We start from the raw sequence: 19,462 nt of genomic DNA, 5'->3' as shown, positions 1-19,462 counted from the left end.
GAAGCACAGTCGCATGACCAGCTTACCTGGCGGACACTAAACTAAGAGAGAGCTCTATGAATCCTGAGCGTTCTGAACGCATTGAAATCCCCGTATTGCCGCTGCGCGATGTGGTGGTTTATCCGCACATGGTCATTCCCTTATTTGTAGGGCGGGAAAAATCTATCCGTTGTCTGGAAGCGGCCATGGATCATGATAAAAAAATCATGCTGGTCGCGCAGAAAGATGCTTCAACGGATGAGCCGGGTGTAAACGATCTTTTCACCGTCGGGACCGTGGCCTCTATTTTACAAATGCTGAAACTTCCCGACGGTACGGTAAAAGTACTGGTTGAAGGGTTGCAGCGTGCGCGCATCTCCACGCTTTCCGATAACGGTGAGCATTTCTCGGCGAAAGCGGAGTATCTGGAGTCGCCGGCGATTGAAGAGCGCGAGCAGGAAGTTCTGGTGCGCACGGCAATCGGTCAGTTTGAAGGCTATATCAAACTGAACAAGAAAATCCCACCAGAAGTGCTGACGTCGCTCAACAGCATCGACGATCCTGCACGCCTGGCGGATACCATCGCAGCGCACATGCCGCTGAAGCTGGCAGATAAACAGTCCGTGCTTGAGATGTCCGACATCAACGAGCGCCTGGAATATCTGATGGCGATGATGGAGTCGGAAATCGATCTGCTGCAGGTTGAGAAGCGTATTCGCAACCGCGTTAAAAAGCAGATGGAGAAATCCCAGCGTGAGTACTATCTGAATGAGCAGATGAAGGCGATTCAGAAAGAACTCGGCGAAATGGACGAAGTTCCTGACGAAAACGAAGCGCTGAAGCGTAAGATCGACGCGGCGAAAATGCCAAAAGAGGCAAAAGAGAAAACCGAAGCCGAACTGCAGAAGCTGAAAATGATGTCGCCGATGTCAGCGGAAGCCACCGTAGTTCGCGGTTATATCGACTGGATGGTTCAGGTGCCATGGAACACGCGCAGCAAGGTTAAAAAAGACCTTCGTCAGGCGCAGGAAATCCTTGATACCGACCATTACGGCCTCGAGCGCGTCAAAGACCGTATTCTTGAGTATTTAGCGGTTCAAAGCCGTGTGAACAAGCTTAAAGGCCCGATTCTGTGCCTGGTAGGGCCTCCGGGTGTGGGTAAAACCTCTCTGGGGCAGTCCATTGCTCAGGCGACCGGACGTAAATATGTCCGTATGGCGTTGGGCGGCGTGCGTGACGAAGCGGAAATCCGCGGTCACCGCCGTACTTACATCGGTTCTATGCCGGGTAAACTGATCCAGAAAATGGCGAAAGTGGGCGTTAAAAACCCGCTGTTCCTGTTGGATGAAATCGACAAAATGTCCTCGGACATGCGCGGTGACCCGGCATCGGCTCTGCTGGAAGTTCTTGATCCAGAACAGAACGTAGCGTTCAGCGATCACTATCTGGAAGTGGATTACGATCTCAGCGACGTGATGTTCGTTGCGACCTCGAACTCCATGAACATTCCAGCGCCGTTATTGGACCGTATGGAAGTGATTCGTCTGTCGGGTTATACCGAAGATGAAAAACTGAACATTGCCAAGCGTCACCTGCTGCCGAAGCAGATTGAGCGTAACGCCCTGAAAAAAGGCGAGTTGACGGTAGATGACAGTGCGATTGTCGGCATTATCCGCTACTACACTCGTGAAGCAGGCGTACGTAGCCTGGAGCGTGAAATCTCGAAACTGTGTCGTAAGGCGGTGAAACAGCTGCTGCTCGATAAAGAGCTCAAGCACATCGATATTAACGGCGACAACCTGCACGATTACCTCGGCATTCAGCGCTTTGACTACGGTCGCGCTGATGAAGAAAACCGCGTGGGTCAAGTGACCGGCCTTGCGTGGACGGAAGTGGGCGGCGATCTGCTGACCATCGAAACCGCCTGCGTACCGGGTAAAGGTAAACTGACTTATACCGGTTCTCTGGGTGAAGTCATGCAGGAATCCATTCAGGCTGCATTGACCGTGGTGCGTGCGCGTGCGGAAAAACTGGGTATTAATCCGGACTTTTACGAAAAGCGCGACATCCACGTTCACGTACCGGAAGGGGCGACGCCGAAAGACGGTCCAAGCGCCGGTATTGCGATGTGTACCGCGCTGGTCTCCTGTCTGACCGGTAACCCGGTTCGCGCAGATGTGGCGATGACAGGGGAAATTACTCTGCGTGGCCTGGTTCTGCCTATCGGTGGTCTGAAGGAAAAACTGTTGGCGGCACACCGTGGCGGCATTAAGACAGTTCTGATTCCTGACGAGAACAAACGCGATCTGGAAGAGATTCCGGACAACGTTCTGGCCGATCTTGATATCCATCCGGTGAAGCGTATTGAGGAAGTTCTGGCTCTGGCGCTGCAAAATGAACCGTCTGGAATGCAGATTGTAAGCGCAAAATAGTGACCTCGCGCAAAGAGCGTTAATAAAAACAAGGCTGGCAAGCATAAACTGACTTGCCAGCCTTTTTTTGTATCGCTAATTTAGACGGCTGGCAGGTGTGTCGTCGACAACGGGTGTTGTAAGGGCATGGTAGTCCTGATATAACTGCTCCGCGATTGCATCGTGAAGGATTCCGGTGCGATATAAATAATAAAGAGAGGAAGAGAACAGTGAACAAATCTCAACTGATTGACAAAATTGCTGCTGGTGCGGATATCTCCAAAGCTGCAGCTGGACGTGCGTTAGATGCTTTAATTGCTTCTGTTACTGAATCTCTGCAAGCTGGGGATGACGTTGCACTGGTAGGTTTCGGTACCTTTGCTGTCAAAGATCGTGCTGCCCGTACTGGCCGCAACCCTCAGACAGGTAAAGAGATCACTATCGCTGCGGCTAAAGTACCGGCATTCCGTGCAGGTAAAGCACTGAAAGACGCGGTAAACTGATCCCTTTCCCGTTACGGGAATGTGGCAAAGTACAAGGGCGCATCGACTGATGTGCCTTTTTTTATGCCTTAATGTGACGTTTTAACAGTTTATATGCGGTGTTTGCTGACAACCGCCCTGGTTTCTTGTCAAAATACGGCCTCACGCGCAGCAGTCATCACGTGCTATGCTGCTCGAGGTATTTGTCACCTACAGCGGAGTGTTGTTACACCATGATGGACAATTTACGTACGGCAGCTAACAGCGTCGTGCTCAAAGTAATTTTCGGTATCATTATCGTGTCGTTCATTTTGACCGGCGTGAGTGGCTACCTGATTGGCGGTAACAATAATTTTGCCGCGAAAGTGAATGGCCAGGAAATCGGCCGCGGCCAGTTTGAGAATGCCGTTGCAAGCGAACGTAACCGCATGCAGCAGCAGCTTGGCGACCAGTTCTCTGAGCTGGCGGCCAATGAAAACTACATCAAAACCATGCGTCAGCAGGTGCTCAATCGTCTTATCGACGAAGCGCTGCTTGATCAGTATGCGAAAGACCTGGGTCTTGGCATCAGCGATGAGCAGGTGCGTAAAGCCATTTTCGCCACCCCTGCTTTCCAGGTTGACGGCAAATTCAATAACACCCGCTACAACGCGCTGGTGAATCAGATGGGCATGACGGCAGACCAGTACGCGGCGGCCCTGCGCAACCAACTGACCACTCAACAGCTGATTAACGCCGTTGCCGGTACCGACTTCATGCTGCCGGGCGAAACCGATCAGCTGGCGGAATTGGTTTCCCAGCAGCGTCTGGTGCGCGAAGCGACTATCGACGTTAATGCGCTGGCGGCAAAACAGCAGGTTAGCGACGCTGAAATCAGCAGCTACTACGAGCAGAACAAAAGTCAGTTCGTCGCGCCGGAACAGTTCCGCGTGAGCTACATCAAGCTGGATGCGGCATCTATGGCGCAAAACGTCTCAGATGAAGAGGTTCAGGCCTACTACGATCAGCATCAGGACCAGTACACCCAGGCGCAGCGTAATCGCTACAGCGTTATCCAGACTAAAACCGAAGCCGATGCCAAAGCGGTTCTCGATGAGCTGAACAAAGGCGGTGACTTTGCTGTCCTGGCGAAAGAGAAATCGGCTGACATTATCTCCGCGCGTAACGGCGGCGATATGGGCTGGCTGGAAGATGCCACAACCCCTGATGAACTGAAAAATGCGGGTCTGAAAGAAAAAGGTCAGCTGTCTGGCGTGATTAAATCTTCTGTCGGTTTCCTGGTTGCGCGTCTGGATGATGTTCAGGCTGCAAAAGTGAAACCACTGGCAGAAGTGCGTAACGATATCGCCAACAAAGTGAAACAGGAAAAATCTCTCGACGCGTATTACGCGCTGCAGCAGAAAGTTAGCGATGCGGCGAGCAACGACAACGACTCACTGGCGGGCGCTGAGCAAGCAGCAGGCGTGAAAGCGGTTGAAACCGGTTGGTTCGATCACAGCAACCTGCCGGCTGAACTGAACTTCAAACCGGTATCCGACGCTATCTTTAACGGCGGTCTGGTAGGCGAGAACGGTATGCCGGGCAGTAACTCCGACATCATTACCGTGGATGGCGATCGTGCCTTCGTCCTGCGCGTGAGCGAGCATAAAGTCGAAGCGGTGAAACCGCTGGCTGAAGTCAAAGCGCAAGTGACCGATATCGTGAAGCACAGTAAAGCAGAGCAGCAGGCTAAACTGGATGCGGAAAAACTGCTGGTGGCGTTGAAAGAGGGTAAAGGCGATGAAGCGATGAAAGCCGCAGGTCTGGGCTTTAGCGCAAGCAAAACGCTGAGCCGTACTGGTCAGGACCCGCTGAGCCAGGCCGCGTTTTCACTGCCGTTGCCGCAGAAAGATAAACCAAGCTACGGTATCGGCAACGATATGCAGGGCAACGTGGTTCTGCTGGCGCTGGACGAAGTGAAAGCCGGTGAGATGCCAGAAGCGCAGAAGAAAGCGATGGTTCAGGGGATTACCCAGAACAACGCCCAGATTGCTTTCGAAGCGATGATGAACAACCTGCGTAAATCAGCGAAGATTAAGCTCGGCGATATCATCGACCAGCAGCAATAATCTGAACTCGCCTCGCATTAAATTGTAATGCGATGTACACCTCAAAGGCCGCTTTCGCGGCCTTTTCCACATTTAAAATCTGCCTTTTGAACGTTAACTCATCTGCCGTTATGGTTCCCTTGCTATCAACCAACAAGGAGCAATCAAAATGAAATATGGAATCAAAATGTGTGTTATGGCCGCTGTCGTGGCCTGTGCAGGGATGAGTTTTAGCACTCTGGCGGCTCAACCTGCTGCGGCCAAAACTCAGATAACAAAAACTCAGTCCGGTGACGCATCGGGTGAGCAGGCTAAGGTATCTGCCAGCAGCAAAGCCAGCGATGACGAAGGCACCCGAGTGAGTATCAACACGGCACCGGCAGAGGCGTTAGCGCAGGCAATGAACGGGGTTGGGCTTAAAAAAGCGCAGGCGATTGTTAGCTATCGGGAAGAGTATGGCCCGTTCAAAACGCTGGACGACCTCAAGCAGGTGCCTGGAATGGGCAATTCACTGGTTGAGCGAAACCTTACCCACATCACGCTTTAATTTATCCAGGGTGTTTGCACTCGTCTGAAAATTTGCCAGACTAAAGAGGTCATACCAGTGGTGTGACCTCTGACTCTATTTAAAATATCTACACAAAATCATTCAAGTTGCATCAAGCGGCAAGAGAGTGAATCCCGATGAGCTTACCCAAGTAAGCGATTCGGGTGAACGAACGAAGCCAATGCGGAGGCAGCTTGAGGGATAACGTGTATAAAATAATAAGGCTATGGCGCTATGCAGACACAAATCAAAGTTCGCGGTTATCACCTGGACGTCTATCAACACGTCAACAACGCTCGCTATCTGGAGTTTCTCGAAGAAGCCCGCTGGGATGGGCTGGAGAGCAGTGCGGGTTTCCAGTGGATGAGTGCGAACCACATCGCCTTTGTGGTGGTGAATATCAATATTAACTATCGCCGTCCGGCGGTGTTGGGCGATTTACTGACAGTTACCAGCAAGGTGGAACAACTCAACGGTAAAAGCGGCGTATTAAGCCAGGTGGTGACGCTGGAGCCTGAAGGGCAGGTGGTGGCGGATGCGCTGATCACGTTCGTCTGCATCGATCTGAAGACGCAGAAAGCGCTGGCGCTGGAAGGGGAGTTGCGTGAGCATCTGGAGGCGATGGTAGAGTGATTTGTCAGCCCGGGCTACTCACATTCGTCCGGGCTTTCAGTTGCACAACTTTGCGGTATATCTTGCGGGCGCGGCGCTGACGCCGGCCCGGAACATCTTCAGACTTATTTCAGCCCGGTTTTCTGCTTCATGGCAGCCATTACGCCGGGTTTATCTGCCAGATAATGGTTGAGGCCGTTGGCACGTAGGCTACAGGCCGCGCAGTGACCACAGCCGTCGCCTTTAATGCCGTTATAGCAGGTCAGCGTTTCGGTACGCACCAGTTCCAGCTTGTCCCAGTAGTCCGCCAGCGCCCAGGTCTGCGCTTTATCCAGCCACATCAACGGAGTTTCAAAGCGAATATCTTTTGCCATGCCCAGGCTTACCGCATGGTTTAGTGCTTTGACGAACTCATCTCGGCAGTCCGGGTAGCCGGAGAAGTCGGTTTCGCATACGCCGGTTATCACCGCTTCGGCCTTCACCTGATAGGCGTAGATGGCCGCAAGTGTCAGGAACAGAATATTACGTCCTGGCACAAAGGTATTCGGGATGCCGTCGGCATCGGGCTCGTAATCGGGCACCGGAATGCTATCGCGGGTCAGGCTGCTGACCGCCAGTTCGTTTAGCAGGGTAACGTCCAGCACCTTGTGAGCACGAGCGCCAAGAGTCAGCGCTAGTTCGCGAGCAACGTCAATTTCGGCGCGATGGCGCTGGCCATAATCAAACGTGACGCAGTGAACTTCATCGTATTGATGCAACGCCTGCACCAGGCATGTAGTGGAGTCTTGTCCACCGCTAAAAACGACAACGGCACGTTTCATTGCATTTCCTGTCTGTGGTTCTCAAAGCCGCTATGGTAACGCCTGTGCGCCACGGCGACCAGCTTCTTCACCGCGTATCCGGCGGCAGCCAGGCTTCGGAGAAGTCAAACCAGCCGCGGGCATTCAGGCGAATGCCGTTAACCCCCGGCGGCGCGCTAACCTGATATTGATAGTTAAACAGCGGCGTCAGAATGGCATCGCGCATCAGGCGGGTAAAAATGCGTTTGAGCGCGGCAATACGCAGCGAATCGTCCGGCTGTGCCTGGGCTTCATCCAGCGAGCCCTGGACCCGGCGCGCCTGTTCATCGGTAAACAGCGCAGGCCACAGGGCATCGCAGCGTAACCACTGCTCTAACGCATACTCGGGCATTTCACCAATCAGTCGGTCGCCCATAAACAGATCGGCCTGCGGCAGGTCTTCGCAACCATTCCAGCTTTTAGCATCGTAAAAAATGACCGTCAGTTCGCAGCCAAGCCCGGCTAAGGCGGTTTTTAACTGCTCGGCCATGGTGTGCAGTTCGACGGGAAGATGGTAGATGAGCGTAAGTCGGGACGGCAACGCAACATCAGGGTCATCTTGTGCCAGTGGAATCGCCCAGCCCGGCAGCATCTCCTCGCTGGGAGTAATCAGATTCTCGCCCAGCGGCAGGCTTTGCAGCAGCCCGGAACGGTGGATAAGCGCCATTACCCGCTGCGCCTGCGCCATGCTAAGCCGCGGGCTCTGGCGCAGCGCCAGATAACAAAAGCCCAGGCTGATACTGTGGCTCACCAGACGCAATTTCCCCAGTTCTTCAGGTTTACCAATCGCGATTTGCACCGGATGCTGGCAGCTGGTGCCTAAACCCTGCTCAAATAGCTGGGGCGTGATCCAGTATTCAATTGCCTGCAGCAGCGGGTGGGCAAGATGATAGCGATGATGGCTTTCAATGCGTACCAGCTCCGGCTCGAAGATTTTGTACATGAACGGGCCGGTACCCTGATCTGGCTCATCCGGATGCGCCAGCACGCTGCAATAGCTCGCCAGTCGGTGCGCAAGCCAGTAGTCCGGACGGTGCAGAGTAAAGGTCAGGCACTGCGGATGCGTCTGGCTGATGTCTTTGACGCTGGAGAATAGCCTTGCCAGCTCAGGGAGCGTCAGCAGCATCAGCAGGCGGCGACGCAGCTGCTCGGTCTCCACCGCGTCTCCGTTGTGCCAATGCAGCGTGGAACGAATATAAAATTGCCAGCACAGGCCGTCCGGCGAGACCGACCAATGGTGCGCCAGGTCGCCACGTGGCTGTGAGGCATCATGATTAAAACGGGTCAGGCCAGAGTAAATCTGCCCGGCCAAATGCTGTTCGGCGCGACCGGCGAGAAAGCCCGGATGCAAGGGTTCGAGAGGGCGATAGTAGGGGATACGCAGCGTCGGCGTATTGTTTTGCCACTGACCGCCGAGAAACGGATGCAGCAGCGCCCGCAGCTCTACCGGCGCAATCTGCGCCAGCTCCAGCGCGTTATGCTGCTGTCCACGTTCCAGCGCGGTTTCCATCATTTCGTTGCGCAGCGCTTCCGGCGTGGTATGAAACGCCAGGCTTCCACGTTTGCCGCGCCCGGACTGCGCCTGCCAGCTGAGCCAACCCGCTTCCTGCGCCTGGCGCAACAGCGTACGAACATGCCGTTCGCTACAAAAACAGAGGGCCGCCAGCTCGGCAATGGTGACCTGCTGCGTTTCTCCCTGCGATGGCTGCCACAGACGCTGAAACTGATTTAAACGATTTAACAGACGCATAGAAACCCGGAACAATAAATGTGAAGTATTCAGTATTACTTCCGTATATCCCAGCGGATACTGAGTGGCAAGAGAGAGCGATCACAGGCGGGATAAATAATGGCAAGACTGGCAGCGTTTGATATGGATGGCACCCTTTTGATGCCTAACCATCGTTTGGGTGAGAGAACCATTGCGGCGCTTAAACGGCTGCGCGAACGCGATATTACGCTGACTTTTGCCACCGGGCGTCACGTCCTGGAGATGCGTCCGCTGATTGAATCGCTGTCGCTGAATGCCTATCTCATTACCGGCAACGGCACGCGCCTGCATTCGCAGCAGGGCGAAGTTATGCACCGCAGCGATCTTTCCCCCGATGTGGCCGAACAGGTGCTGCACAGCCACTGGGATACTCAGGCCAGCGTTCACGTATTCAATGACAACGGCTGGTTTACCGGGCGTGAGATCCCCGAAATGCTGCAGGCGCATGTCTACAGCGGTTTTCGCTACCAGCTGCGCGATCTGCGACGGATCCCCGCGCATCAGGTGACTAAGGTCTGCTTCTGCGGCGATCACGACGATCTCTGCCGCCTGCGAATTCAGCTGGTGGAAGCATTGGATAAGCGGGCCAACATCTGTTTTTCGGCTGTTGACTGTCTTGAAGTGCTGCCGCCGGAAAGCAACAAAGGCGCAGCGCTGACGGTGCTGAGCAACCATATCGGCGTTGGAATGGATGAATGCATGGCCTTTGGTGATGCGATGAACGACCGTGAAATGCTGGGGCTGGTGGGGCGCGGCGTGATTATGGGCAACGCGATGGGGCAACTTAAAGCGGCATTGCCCCATCTACCGGTTATTGGAAACTGCAATACTCAGGCGGTTTCCCACTATTTAATGCATTGGCTGGATACACCGAATCTTCCTTATTCCCCCGAATAGAGAAAATTTCCAGCAAGCCAGGCTCAGATGATGCCTGGCTTTTTTTATTGCCCAATAAGCTGTTGAATCTGCTGGTGCCACGGCGTTACGTCGCCAATGTTCGCCGCCACCCACTGCGGATTGTAATAGGTATCGAGATAGCGCTCGCCGCTGTCGCACAGCAGCGTCACAATCGACCCGGTTTTACCTTCATCGCGCATCTGCGCGGCAAGCTGCAGCGCGCCCCACATGTTGGTACCGGTCGAGGCACCGACCTTACGACCCAACTGGGTCTCCAGCCACTGGGCGGTAGCAACGCTTGCCGCATCCGGTACGCGCATCATGCTATCGACTACGTCCGGAATGAATGACGGTTCGACGCGCGGGCGACCGATGCCTTCAATTTTGCTGCCGACGGTGCCGCGCAGGCCGGCGTCGCGGTGCTGCCAGTAATCCATAAACACCGAGTTTTCCGGGTCGACCACCATCAGTTGGGTTTCGTAGCCCTGGCAGCGGATATAGCGGCCAATGGTGGCCGAAGTGCCGCCGGTGCCGGCGCTCATCACCACCCAGGCCGGAACCGGGTTCGGCTCATGGGACATCTGGCGGAAGATACTGTCGGCGATGTTGTTGTTACCACGCCAGTCGGTGGCGCGCTCGGCGTAGGTGAACTGATCCATATAGTGGCCGTTGAGTTCACGGGCCAGCTTTTCCGACGCGGCATAAATTTCACAGGCGCTCTCCACGAAATGGCAGCGGCCGCCGTAAAACTCAATCTGTTCGATTTTGCGTTTCGCGGTACAGGAAGGCATAACGGCGATGAATGGCAGCCCCAGCAGGCGAGCGAAATAAGCTTCGGAAACCGCCGTTGAACCGGATGACGATTCAATAATGGTGGTGCCTCCTTTAATCCAGCCGTTGCACAGGCCGTACAGGAACAGCGAGCGCGCCAGACGGTGCTTCAGGCTGCCGGTCGGGTGGGTGCTTTCATCTTTGAGATACAGCTGAATGCCGGGAAAAGCCGGTAGCGCCAGACGAATCAAATGCGTATCGGCGCTGCGTTGATAATCGGCGTTAATTTCGCTAATGGCGTTTTTGACCCAGGTGCTATTCATCGTGTTTATCCGTTTGTCATTTTGTGCCCAGCATAGCGAAAAGCACAGAAAAAATTGTTGCCATCTGGCCTTTAAAATAGAATGAAGGGAGAAATATTTTCTCCCGGTGGCCCTTATGTTAGATAAAATTGACCGAAAGCTGCTCTCGCTTTTGCAGAATGACTGCACGCTCTCTTTGCAGGCGCTCGCTGATGCCGTTAATCTGACCACCACACCGTGCTGGAAACGGCTCAAACGTCTCGAAGACGATGGCGTTTTGATTGGGCGCGTCGCGCTGCTTGATGCGGAAAAGCTGGGGCTGGGGCTCACGGCCTTCGTGCTGATTAAGACCCAGCACCACAGCAGCGAGTGGTACAGCCTGTTTGTCAGCGAAGTGACGCAAATGCCTGAAGTCCTCGGTTTCTGGCGCATGGCTGGGGAATATGACTACCTGATGCGCGTTCAGGTGGCTGACATGAAACGCTACGATGATTTTTATAAAAGCCTGGTGAACCGCGTCCCTGGACTGTCGGACGTCACTTCGAGCTTTGCGATGGAACAGATTAAATCCACCACCGCTCTCCCCATCGGATAACACTTTATCTCTGGAATTTTACCGCGTGCGATTATTTGCTCAATTAAGCTGGTACTTCCGTCGGGAATGGCGTCGCTATCTCGGCGCAGTTTCCCTGCTCATTATCATTGCCGTCCTGCAGCTTATCCCCCCGAAGGTGGTAGGCATTGTGGTCGATGGCGTCACGCAGCACCACTTCTCGGCCGCAACGCTGCTGATGTGGCTTGGCACCATGGTTCTTATTGCCATCGTGGTTTACCTGCTGCGCTATGTCTGGCGCGTGTTGCTGTTTGGTGCCTCCTATCAGCTCGCCGTTGAACTGCGTGAGGATTTCTACCGCCAGCTCAGCCGCCAGCATCCCGAATTCTATCTGCGCCACCGTACCGGCGACCTGATGGCTCGCGCGACAAACGATGTCGATCGCGTGGTGTTTGCCGCCGGTGAAGGGGTGCTGACGCTGGTGGACTCGCTGGTAATGGGCTGCGCGGTGCTGATTGTGATGTCCACTCAGATCAGCTGGCAGCTTACGCTGCTGGCGCTGGTGCCGATGCCAATTATGGCGCTGGTCATCCATCGTTACGGCAATCTGCTGCACGAGCGCTTCAAGCTGGCGCAGGCGGCATTCTCCAGCCTGAACGACCGTACTCAGGAGAGCCTGACCAGCATTCGCATGATCAAAGCGTTTGGCCTCGAAGACCGCCAGTCCGCGCAGTTTGCTGCCGATGCGGCGGACACCGGGATTAAAAACATGCGCGTGGCGCGCATTGATGCCCGCTTCGACCCGACTATCTACATAGCCGTTGCGATGGCGAACCTGCTGGCGATTGCCGGCGGAAGCTGGATGGTGATGCAGGATGAGTTAACCCTCGGCCAGTTAACCAGCTTTATGATGTATTTGGGGCTGATGATTTGGCCAATGCTGGCGCTGGCGTGGATGTTTAACATCGTTGAGCGCGGCAGCGCTGCCTATAGCCGTATCCGCACGCTGCTGGCGGAAGCGCCGGTGGTCAATGATGGCACCCAGACAGTACCTGAAGGGCGTGGCACGCTTGAGTTGGCTATTCGTCGCTTTAGCTACCCCAAAACGGAAAAACCGATGTTGACCGACGTCGACGTCACCCTTAAACCGGGCAATATGCTTGGCATTTGTGGGCCAACCGGTTCGGGGAAATCGACCATTCTGTCGCTGATTCAGCGCCATTTTGACGTCGATGAAGGTGATATTCGCTTCCACAACATCCTGCTGCACCAGCTACAGCTGGACGCGTGGCGTAGCCGTCTGGCCGTAGTGAGCCAGACGCCGTTCCTGTTTTCTGACACGGTCGCCAGTAATATCGCGCTGGGCTGCCCGAGCGCGACGCAGGAAGAAATTGAACAAGCGGCGCGGTTGGCCTGCGTTCATGACGATATCCTGCGCCTGCCGCAGGGTTACGAGACGGAAGTTGGCGAGCGCGGCGTGATGCTCTCCGGTGGACAAAAACAGCGTATTTCGATTGCGCGCGCATTGCTGCTGGATGCGGAAATCTTGATCCTCGACGATGCGTTATCGGCAGTCGATGGCCGTACTGAACACCAAATTCTCCATAATCTGCGGCAGTGGGGAGAAGGGCGGACGCTTATCATCAGCGCCCACCGCTTGTCGGCGCTGCTCGATGCCAGCGAAATTATTGTGATGCAGCACGGACACATCGCCCAGCGCGGTCAGCACGAACAGCTGGCGGCGCAGTCAGGTTGGTATCGCGATATGTATCGCTACCAACAGCTAGAAGCGGCGCTGAACGATGCGCCGGAAGAAGATAAAACGGAGGTGGCCGATGCGTAGTTTTGGGCAACTGTGGCCAACCTTAAAACGCCTGCTGGCCTACGGCTCGCCGTGGCGTAAACCGCTGTCGATTGCGGTACTCATGCTGTGGATTGCCGCGGCGGCAGAGGTTAGCGGGCCGCTGCTGATAAGCTATTTTATCGACAATATGGTGGCAAAAGATCTGCTGCCGTGGGGCAAAGTCATCGGGCTGGCGGCCGCCTATGTCGGCTTACAGCTTTTGGCGGCAGGGCTGCACTACAGCCAGTCGCTGCTGTTTAACCGGGCGGCGGTCGGCGTGGTACAGCAGCTGCGCATCGATGTGATGGATGCCGCGCTGCGCCAGCCGCTGAGCGAATTCGATACCCAGCCGGTGGGGCAGCTTATCTCCCGCGTCACCAACGATACCGAAGTGATTCGCGACCTGTACGTCACGGTGGTGGCGACGGTGCTGCGCAGCGCCGCGCTTATCGGCGCGATGCTGGTGGCGATGTTCAGTCTCGATTGGCGCATGGCGCTGGTGGCGCTGGCCATCTTCCCGGCGGTGATGACGGTGATGATCATCTATCAACGTTACAGCACGCCGATTGTGCGCCGCGTTCGTGCCTATCTCGCGGATATCAACGACGGTTTTAATGAAGTCATCAACGGCATGAGCGTTATCCAGCAGTTTCGTCAGCAGGTGCGTTTTGGCGAGCGGATTGGTGAAGTGAGCCGTTCACACTATCTGGCGCGTATGCAGACGCTGCGGCTGGATGGCTTCCTGCTGCGTCCGCTGCTCAGCCTGTTCTCCTCGCTGGTGCTGTGCGGCCTGTTGATGCTGTTTGGCTTTAGCGCGACGGGCTCTATCGAGGTCGGCGTGCTGTACGCATTTATCAGCTATCTTGGCCGGCTTAATGAACCACTGATCGAACTGACCACTCAGCAGTCGATGCTGCAACAGGCGGTGGTGGCCGGGGAGCGCGTGTTTGAGCTGATGGACCGGCCGCGCCAGCAGTACGGGCAGGATATTGCCCCGCTGACGAGCGGGGATATTGATATCGACAACGTGTCGTTTGCCTACCGCGATGACAAAATGGTGCTGCAAAATATCTCGCTGTCGATTCCGGCGCGCAGTTTTGTGGCGCTGGTCGGTCATACCGGCAGCGGAAAAAGTACCCTTGCCAGCCTGCTGATGGGCTACTACCCGCCAAACTCGGGCGAGATCCGCCTCGGTGGTCGTCCATTACCGAGTCTTAGTCACCAGGTGCTACGTGAGGGCATCGCGGTGGTGCAACAGGATCCGGTGGTGCTGGCAGACTCCTTCTTCGCCAACGTTACGCTGGGGCGTGAGATTAGTGAACAGCAGGTCTGGCAGGTGCTGGAAACGGTGCAGCTGGCGGAGATGGTTCGCGGCATGAGCGATGGCCTTTACACCCATCTTGGCGAGCAGGGGAATAATCTTTCCGTGGGGCAAAAACAGCTGCTGGCGCTGGCCCGCGTGCTGGTGGATACCCCGCAGGTGCTGATTCTGGACGAGGCCACGGCCAATATTGACTCCGGCACAGAGCGCGCTATTCAGCAAGCGCTGGCTGCCGTTCGCCAGCACACTACGCTGGTGGTGATTGCCCACCGTCTATCGACGATTGTGGATGCGGATACCATTATGGTGCTTCACCGCGGGCAAGCGGTCGAGCAGGGTTCTCACCAGCAACTGCTTGAAGCTAAAGGGCGATACTGGCAAATGTATCAACTACAGCTGGCCGGTGAGGAATTGGCCGCCAGCGCCCAGGACGATGCATTGACCGCCTGATGCACCAGCGTCAGGCATTTTTCTAACAGAATGCCTTTGTGACACGCATCATGCACCCGCATGGTGCGTTTTTCTTTTTTATCCCGCCATTGCACCGCCTTCACCCCTGATTTTACCGCCTGGCATGGTGATTTTAATTTTTGGCACGCCCCTTGCTTTACCTAATTCGTGTTCGCAGCCATTACCGAATTCTGACTGGAGGGGATCTATGAAGCTGGTTACCGTGGTAATCAAACCATTCAAACTTGAAGACGTTCGCGAAGCGCTGTCTTCAATTGGCATTCAGGGCTTAACGGTGACAGAAGTGAAAGGCTTCGGTCGTCAGAAGGGTCATGCTGAGCTATATCGCGGCGCGGAATACAGCGTCAACTTCCTGCCGAAAGTAAAGATTGATGTGGCTATCGCCGACGATCAGCTCGATGAAGTCGTCGATGTGATCAGCAAAGCCGCTTACACCGGAAAAATTGGCGACGGTAAGATTTTTGTCGCCGAACTGCAGCGCGTTATCCGTATTCGTACCGGCGAAGCCGACGAAGCGGCGCTGTAATTCCCAGCCAGCACAGTGATAGGGATCGAGATGATGAAAAAAACAATGGTAAAAACGGGGTTGAGCGCACTGGCGCTGTTGCCGGGTCTGGCGATGGCCGCCCCTGCGGTCGTAGATAAGGCCGATAACGCCTTTATGATGCTGTGTACCGCGCTGGTGCTGTTTATGACCATTCCGGGCATTGCGCTGTTCTACGGCGGCCTGATTCGCGGCAAAAACGTACTCTCTATGCTGACGCAGGTCGCGGTGACTTTCGCGCTGGTCTGCGTGCTGTGGGTGGTTTACGGCTACTCACTGGCCTTCGGCACTGGCGGCAGCTTCTTCGGCAGCTTCGACTGGATCATGCTGAAAAATATTAAGATTACTGACCTGATGGGCTCCTTCTATCAGTACATTCACGTGGCGTTCCAGGGCTCCTTCGCCTGTATCACCGTAGGCCTGATTGTTGGTGCGCTGGCGGAGCGTATCCGCTTCTCTGCGGTGCTGATCTTCGTGGTCATCTGGCTGACGCTCTCCTACGTGCCGATTGCACACATGGTATGGGGCGGCGGTCTGCTAGCCAGCCACGGCGCGCTCGACTTCGCTGGTGGTACTGTCGTACACATCAACGCCGCGGTTGCGGGCCTGGTCGGTGCGTACCTGATTGGTAAACGCGTGGGCTTTGGCAAAGAAGCCTTCAAACCGCACAACCTGCCGATGGTGTTCATCGGTACCGCGATCCTCTATTTCGGTTGGTTCGGCTTCAACGCCGGTTCCGCTAGCGCCGCGAATGAAATTGCCGGTCTGGCCTTCGTCAATACCGTGGTTGCCACCGCGGCCGCGATTCTCGGCTGGGTCTTCGGCGAGTGGGCTCTGCGCGGAAAACCATCTCTGCTGGGTGCGTGTTCCGGTGCGATTGCTGGTCTTGTGGGGATCACCCCAGCTTGTGGTTATATCGGAGTGGGCGGTGCGCTGATTCTGGGTGTTGTTGTCGGTCTGGCGGGGCTGTGGGGCGTGACTTCACTGAAACGTCTGCTGCGCGTCGATGACCCTTGCGATGTGTTCGGTGTACACGGCGTGTGCGGCATCATCGGCTGTATCCTGACCGGCATCTTCGCTTCAACGGCGCTTGGCGGCGTGGGCTACGCAGAAGGCGTGACCATGGGCCATCAGGTTCTGGTACAGCTGGAAAGTATCGGCATCACCATCGTCTGGTCCGGTGTAGTCGCTTTCATCGGCTACAAAGTGGCAGATTTGACCGTCGGTCTGCGTGTTCCAGAAGATCAGGAACGTGAAGGTCTGGACGTCAACAGCCACGGCGAAAACGCCTACAACGCTTGATAATCATAACCGGGGGAGGCGATGACGCCGACCCTGGGTTTTTCAACCGCGACGTTTGCGCCTCGCCCGAAAGACCTGAAGTTATCTCCAAAGCCAAAAAAGCCTCCCATTGGGAGGCTTTTTTGTGCATGCGGGGGCGGGTTATCCGCGATTACGCATCACCCCTTCCTGCACCGTGGAGGCAACCAGTATGCCGTCCTGGGTATAGAATTCACCGCGCACAAAGCCGCGGGCGCTGGAAGCTGAGGTGCTCTCCACGCTATACAGCAGCCATTCGTTCATGTTGAACGGACGGTGGAACCACATTGAATGGTCAATCGTCGCTACCTGCATGCCCGGCTCAAGGAAGCCTACGCCGTGTGGCTGCAGCGCGACCGGCAGGAAGTTGAAGTCTGATGCATAGCCCAGCAGATACTGATGAATATGCAGATCGTCCGGCACGGCACCGTTGGCGCGCATCCATACCTGGCGGCGCGGCTCAGCGGTGTGGCCTTTCAGCGGGTTGTGGAATTCTACCGGGCGGATCTCAATCGGTTTATCGCACAGAAACTTCTCGGCAACCTGCGGCGGCAGCAGGTGTGCCAGCGAGCGGGCGATATCGGTCTCAGATGGCAGACCGTCCGGAGAAGGGGCGGCCGGCATGGTTTTTTGGTGCTCGTAACCCGACTCTGGTGCCTGGAAGGAGGCGGTCATGTAGAAGATAGGTTTGCCGTTTTGAATCGCGGCCACGCGGCGCGCGCTAAAGCTGTTGCCATCGCGCAGGACTTCTACATCGTAAATAATCGGCTTCTGGCTGTCGCCTGGACGCAGAAAATAGCTGTGGAACGAGTGGACTAACCGGTCAGCTGGAACGGTCTCTTTCGCGGCATACAATGCCTGGCCAACGACCTGTCCGCCAAAGACCTGGCGCAGACCGAGATCTTCACTCTGGCCGCGGAACAGACCTTCTTCAATTTTTTCCAGATTTAATAACGTCAGCAGATTCGATAGCGCCTGGCTCATTGGTACCCTCTATAATTTTACTCTCATATACCCGTCATACTTCACGTTGCATACGCGTTGGCTGCGTTCGTTCACCCCGGTCACTTACCCGAGTAAGCTCCTGAGATTCACTCCTTTGCCGCCTTCATGCAACGTGAATTATTCAGGCTATTACGGCAGGTGAATGCTTTCATTATAACGTAATTTCGCGAGTGGTCCGATGGGTTCAATTATCTGAATAATGAGGTGTTTGCAGGCATTCATGTGAAATATGTGCCACACTGAAGCGGTTAAGTTTGTTAAAGCGTTGTCACTCAATTGAGAAAAATGGCTTAATTCGAGTGAGCAAAAAGGAGAATGCTAATGAAACTTGTGCCGATCTTAAGCGGTCTGGCGATTGCACTGGCCGTAGCAGGCTGTGCGCAGACGCACCAGCAAAGTCAGAATCAGACACCAGCACCAGAAGCAGCGGCCGCGCAGCAAGCGGTATCCGGGCCGAACGTCTCCGGTAATGTCCTCATCCGCCAGAAAGTGGCGCTGCCGCCTGATGCGGTATTAACGGTGACGTTGTCCGACGCGTCGCTGGCCGATGCACCATCGAAGGTGCTGGCGCAGAAAGTGACCCGTACGGAAGGTAAACAGGCGCCATTTAGCTTCGTGCTGCCGTACAACCCGGCTGATATCCAGCCGAACGCCCGTATCCTGTTAAGCGCGGCGGTGACTCTCAACGGCAAACTGCTGTTTATCACCGATACCATTCAGGAAGTGATTAACCACGGCGGAACCAAAGCTGACCTGATCATGGTCCCTGTGCAGCAAACGCCGGTTCCGGTTCAGGACCCTGCGCCCGTCCAGATTCCGTAAGTTCAGGTGAGATAAAAGACAGATGCCCTCTATGTGAGGGCATTTTTTTGGCCTGAGCCGGTCAGGAGTAAAACCAAGCGTCAGTATTGCCAGCGGTATTTCTGCATATCAATTTGCCCACTCCCGGAAACCTGCACTCCATCGGCCAATAGTGCCTGTCGTTGTCGCTGCAGGTCGGGGCCGGTTAGCGAAATCGCACCATGGCGATTTACCACCCGGTGCCAGGGGAGCGTAGAACCTTCCGGCAAACGTCTGAGCACGCCGCCAACCTGTCTTGCGGCGCGTGGTGAACCCGCCAGTCTGGCGACGTCGCCGTAGGTGGTGACATAACCTTCTGGGATCGCGGCAACGATTTGCCATACCCGATGCGGGAAAGAGTCTTGTTCGTCCATAGTCTATTCCTGGAGACAGAACTCTCAGCATAATCAGACTGATGGTCGCTGTGAAGAGGGGATTGTGCAAGAATCCAGCAGGTAAAAGCGGATAGCTTGCAATTGCCAGGCTCAGCAGTGATAATGCGCCAGCGCGTTGGGAACAACGCTCTCAATGGGGGCCCTGTTGGTTCTCCCGCAACGCTACTCTGTTTACCAGGTCAGGTCCGGAAGGAAGCAGCCAAGGCAGATGACGCGTGTGCCGGGATGTAGCTGGCAGGGCCCCCACCCATTTGTACCTTCCTGATTTTTCAACCTTCCTGAACATGCCATTTCCACAATATAAATGTGGTTATTTGCATCTGCGTTTTGCGGCTATTCAATTAAACTTCATTACTTTGTAATAATACTGTCATCTCCGTGTCATAAATTGTATTTAAATTAACATTAGGTGTTCATATTGCTCAGAATGTTATAAATATATTTGTGGAATGTACTGCTGGTTTGATGTATT

General features: G+C 55.1%; 17 protein-coding genes and 1 other RNA gene. 13 read left to right on the top strand and 5 right to left on the bottom strand.

Annotated elements, in window-relative coordinates:
- The first annotated feature begins 56 nt into the window (after positions 1-56).
- The 5 genes from lon (at position 57) to LZ634_RS15550 (ending at position 6,139) form a co-directional block, all read left to right on the top strand.
- Positions 57-2,411 carry an endopeptidase La gene (lon, locus tag LZ634_RS15570; protein ID WP_234506912.1) on the top strand — a complete coding sequence of 785 codons (2,355 nt, stop codon included), beginning with the start codon at positions 57-59 and terminating at the stop codon, positions 2,409-2,411.
- A 209-nt stretch (positions 2,412-2,620) separates the two neighbouring features.
- Positions 2,621-2,893, top strand: a complete 273-nt coding sequence (gene hupB / locus LZ634_RS15565; protein ID WP_234506910.1) for a nucleoid-associated protein HU-beta — start codon at positions 2,621-2,623, stop codon at positions 2,891-2,893.
- 212 nt (positions 2,894-3,105) lie between these two features.
- The gene (gene ppiD / locus LZ634_RS15560) at positions 3,106-4,980 is read left to right on the top strand and encodes a peptidylprolyl isomerase (RefSeq protein ID WP_234506908.1); all 1,875 of its coding nucleotides are present in this window, start codon (positions 3,106-3,108) and stop codon (positions 4,978-4,980) included.
- Positions 4,981-5,128: 148 nt separating this feature from the next.
- The gene (locus LZ634_RS15555; protein WP_234506906.1) at positions 5,129-5,506 is read left to right on the top strand and encodes a helix-hairpin-helix domain-containing protein; all 378 of its coding nucleotides are present in this window, start codon (positions 5,129-5,131) and stop codon (positions 5,504-5,506) included.
- Positions 5,507-5,740: 234 nt separating this feature from the next.
- Positions 5,741-6,139 carry a YbgC/FadM family acyl-CoA thioesterase gene (locus LZ634_RS15550; RefSeq protein ID WP_061282103.1) on the top strand — a complete coding sequence of 133 codons (399 nt, stop codon included), beginning with the start codon at positions 5,741-5,743 and terminating at the stop codon, positions 6,137-6,139.
- Between the two features lie 104 nt (positions 6,140-6,243).
- On the opposite strand, the gene queC is transcribed toward LZ634_RS15550, so the two are convergent.
- Positions 6,244-6,939: a 7-cyano-7-deazaguanine synthase QueC gene (queC, locus tag LZ634_RS15545; protein WP_234506904.1), complete on the bottom strand. Its 696-nt coding sequence runs from the start codon at positions 6,937-6,939 to the stop codon at positions 6,244-6,246.
- Positions 6,940-7,006: 67 nt separating this feature from the next.
- A complete protein-coding gene (locus LZ634_RS15540; RefSeq protein WP_234506902.1) occupies positions 7,007-8,707 on the bottom strand; it encodes an SgrR family transcriptional regulator in 1,701 nt (566 codons plus the stop codon).
- A gap of 99 nt (positions 8,708-8,806) precedes the next feature.
- On the opposite strand from LZ634_RS15540, the gene cof reads away from it, so the two are divergent.
- A complete protein-coding gene (gene cof, locus LZ634_RS15535; RefSeq protein ID WP_234506900.1) occupies positions 8,807-9,625 on the top strand; it encodes an HMP-PP phosphatase in 819 nt (272 codons plus the stop codon).
- 44 nt (positions 9,626-9,669) lie between these two features.
- Here cof and LZ634_RS15530 read toward each other — a convergent pair whose 3' ends face one another.
- On the bottom strand, positions 9,670-10,719 hold the full coding sequence (locus LZ634_RS15530) for a PLP-dependent cysteine synthase family protein (RefSeq protein WP_234506898.1): 1,050 nt from the start codon (positions 10,717-10,719) through the stop codon (positions 9,670-9,672).
- Between the two features lie 115 nt (positions 10,720-10,834).
- On the opposite strand from LZ634_RS15530, the gene LZ634_RS15525 reads away from it, so the two are divergent.
- The 5 genes from LZ634_RS15525 to amtB all read left to right on the top strand — a co-directional run bounded on the left by LZ634_RS15525 (position 10,835) and on the right by amtB (position 16,732).
- Positions 10,835-11,293 carry an Lrp/AsnC family transcriptional regulator gene (locus LZ634_RS15525; protein WP_234506896.1) on the top strand — a complete coding sequence of 153 codons (459 nt, stop codon included), beginning with the start codon at positions 10,835-10,837 and terminating at the stop codon, positions 11,291-11,293.
- A 25-nt stretch (positions 11,294-11,318) separates the two neighbouring features.
- The gene (locus LZ634_RS15520; protein WP_234506894.1) at positions 11,319-13,094 is read left to right on the top strand and encodes a SmdA family multidrug ABC transporter permease/ATP-binding protein; all 1,776 of its coding nucleotides are present in this window, start codon (positions 11,319-11,321) and stop codon (positions 13,092-13,094) included.
- Positions 13,087-14,865: a SmdB family multidrug efflux ABC transporter permease/ATP-binding protein gene (locus LZ634_RS15515; RefSeq protein ID WP_234506892.1), complete on the top strand. Its 1,779-nt coding sequence runs from the start codon at positions 13,087-13,089 to the stop codon at positions 14,863-14,865. Before LZ634_RS15520 ends, LZ634_RS15515 begins: the two co-directional genes overlap by 8 nt.
- A gap of 208 nt (positions 14,866-15,073) precedes the next feature.
- Positions 15,074-15,412 carry a P-II family nitrogen regulator gene (gene glnK / locus LZ634_RS15510; protein WP_004858743.1) on the top strand — a complete coding sequence of 113 codons (339 nt, stop codon included), beginning with the start codon at positions 15,074-15,076 and terminating at the stop codon, positions 15,410-15,412.
- Between the two features lie 33 nt (positions 15,413-15,445).
- Positions 15,446-16,732, top strand: coding sequence for an ammonium transporter AmtB (amtB, locus tag LZ634_RS15505; protein ID WP_234506982.1), 1,287 nt, complete (start codon positions 15,446-15,448; stop codon positions 16,730-16,732).
- A 141-nt stretch (positions 16,733-16,873) separates the two neighbouring features.
- Here the strand turns inward: amtB and tesB are convergent, their stop codons facing one another.
- Positions 16,874-17,734 (bottom strand): acyl-CoA thioesterase II, encoded by an 861-nt coding sequence (tesB, locus tag LZ634_RS15500; protein ID WP_234506890.1) that lies wholly within the window; start codon positions 17,732-17,734, stop codon positions 16,874-16,876.
- Between the two features lie 342 nt (positions 17,735-18,076).
- On the opposite strand from tesB, the gene LZ634_RS15495 reads away from it, so the two are divergent.
- Positions 18,077-18,577 (top strand): YbaY family lipoprotein, encoded by a 501-nt coding sequence (locus LZ634_RS15495; protein ID WP_234506888.1) that lies wholly within the window; start codon positions 18,077-18,079, stop codon positions 18,575-18,577.
- An 80-nt stretch (positions 18,578-18,657) separates the two neighbouring features.
- Here LZ634_RS15495 and LZ634_RS15490 read toward each other — a convergent pair whose 3' ends face one another.
- The gene (locus LZ634_RS15490; RefSeq protein ID WP_234506886.1) at positions 18,658-18,969 is read right to left on the bottom strand and encodes an MGMT family protein; all 312 of its coding nucleotides are present in this window, start codon (positions 18,967-18,969) and stop codon (positions 18,658-18,660) included.
- Positions 18,970-19,133: 164 nt separating this feature from the next.
- Between LZ634_RS15490 and ffs the strand changes: the two genes are divergently transcribed.
- Positions 19,134-19,230, top strand: an RNA gene (gene ffs / locus LZ634_RS15485) — signal recognition particle sRNA small type.
- The last annotated feature ends 232 nt before the right edge of the window (positions 19,231-19,462 follow it).

This window comes from Kluyvera intermedia (genome assembly GCF_021440345.1).
Lineage (GTDB): Bacteria > Pseudomonadota > Gammaproteobacteria > Enterobacterales > Enterobacteriaceae > Kluyvera > Kluyvera intermedia_A.
Note: the sequence above shows the minus strand (reverse complement) of the source record. Positions and strands in the feature narration are given on the sequence as shown.

Excerpts from the sequence above, each read along its gene's own strand:
- cof (WP_234506900.1), top strand. The coding sequence starts at position 8,807 with ATGGCAAGACTGGCAGCGTTTGATATGGATGGCACCCTTTTGATGCCT.
- LZ634_RS15550 (WP_061282103.1), top strand. The coding sequence starts at position 5,741 with ATGCAGACACAAATCAAAGTTCGCGGTTATCACCTGGACGTCTATCAA.
- queC (WP_234506904.1), bottom strand. The coding sequence starts at position 6,939 with ATGAAACGTGCCGTTGTCGTTTTTAGCGGTGGACAAGACTCCACTACA.
- LZ634_RS15495 (WP_234506888.1), top strand. The coding sequence starts at position 18,077 with ATGAAACTTGTGCCGATCTTAAGCGGTCTGGCGATTGCACTGGCCGTA.
- LZ634_RS15515 (WP_234506892.1), top strand. The coding sequence starts at position 13,087 with ATGCGTAGTTTTGGGCAACTGTGGCCAACCTTAAAACGCCTGCTGGCC.
- LZ634_RS15525 (WP_234506896.1), top strand. The coding sequence starts at position 10,835 with ATGTTAGATAAAATTGACCGAAAGCTGCTCTCGCTTTTGCAGAATGAC.
- LZ634_RS15555 (WP_234506906.1), top strand. The coding sequence starts at position 5,129 with ATGAAATATGGAATCAAAATGTGTGTTATGGCCGCTGTCGTGGCCTGT.
- LZ634_RS15530 (WP_234506898.1), bottom strand. The coding sequence starts at position 10,719 with ATGAATAGCACCTGGGTCAAAAACGCCATTAGCGAAATTAACGCCGAT.
- LZ634_RS15490 (WP_234506886.1), bottom strand. The coding sequence starts at position 18,969 with ATGGACGAACAAGACTCTTTCCCGCATCGGGTATGGCAAATCGTTGCC.
- lon (WP_234506912.1), top strand. The coding sequence starts at position 57 with ATGAATCCTGAGCGTTCTGAACGCATTGAAATCCCCGTATTGCCGCTG.
- glnK (WP_004858743.1), top strand. The coding sequence starts at position 15,074 with ATGAAGCTGGTTACCGTGGTAATCAAACCATTCAAACTTGAAGACGTT.
- tesB (WP_234506890.1), bottom strand. The coding sequence starts at position 17,734 with ATGAGCCAGGCGCTATCGAATCTGCTGACGTTATTAAATCTGGAAAAA.
- LZ634_RS15540 (WP_234506902.1), bottom strand. The coding sequence starts at position 8,707 with ATGCGTCTGTTAAATCGTTTAAATCAGTTTCAGCGTCTGTGGCAGCCA.
- amtB (WP_234506982.1), top strand. The coding sequence starts at position 15,446 with ATGAAAAAAACAATGGTAAAAACGGGGTTGAGCGCACTGGCGCTGTTG.
- ppiD (WP_234506908.1), top strand. The coding sequence starts at position 3,106 with ATGATGGACAATTTACGTACGGCAGCTAACAGCGTCGTGCTCAAAGTA.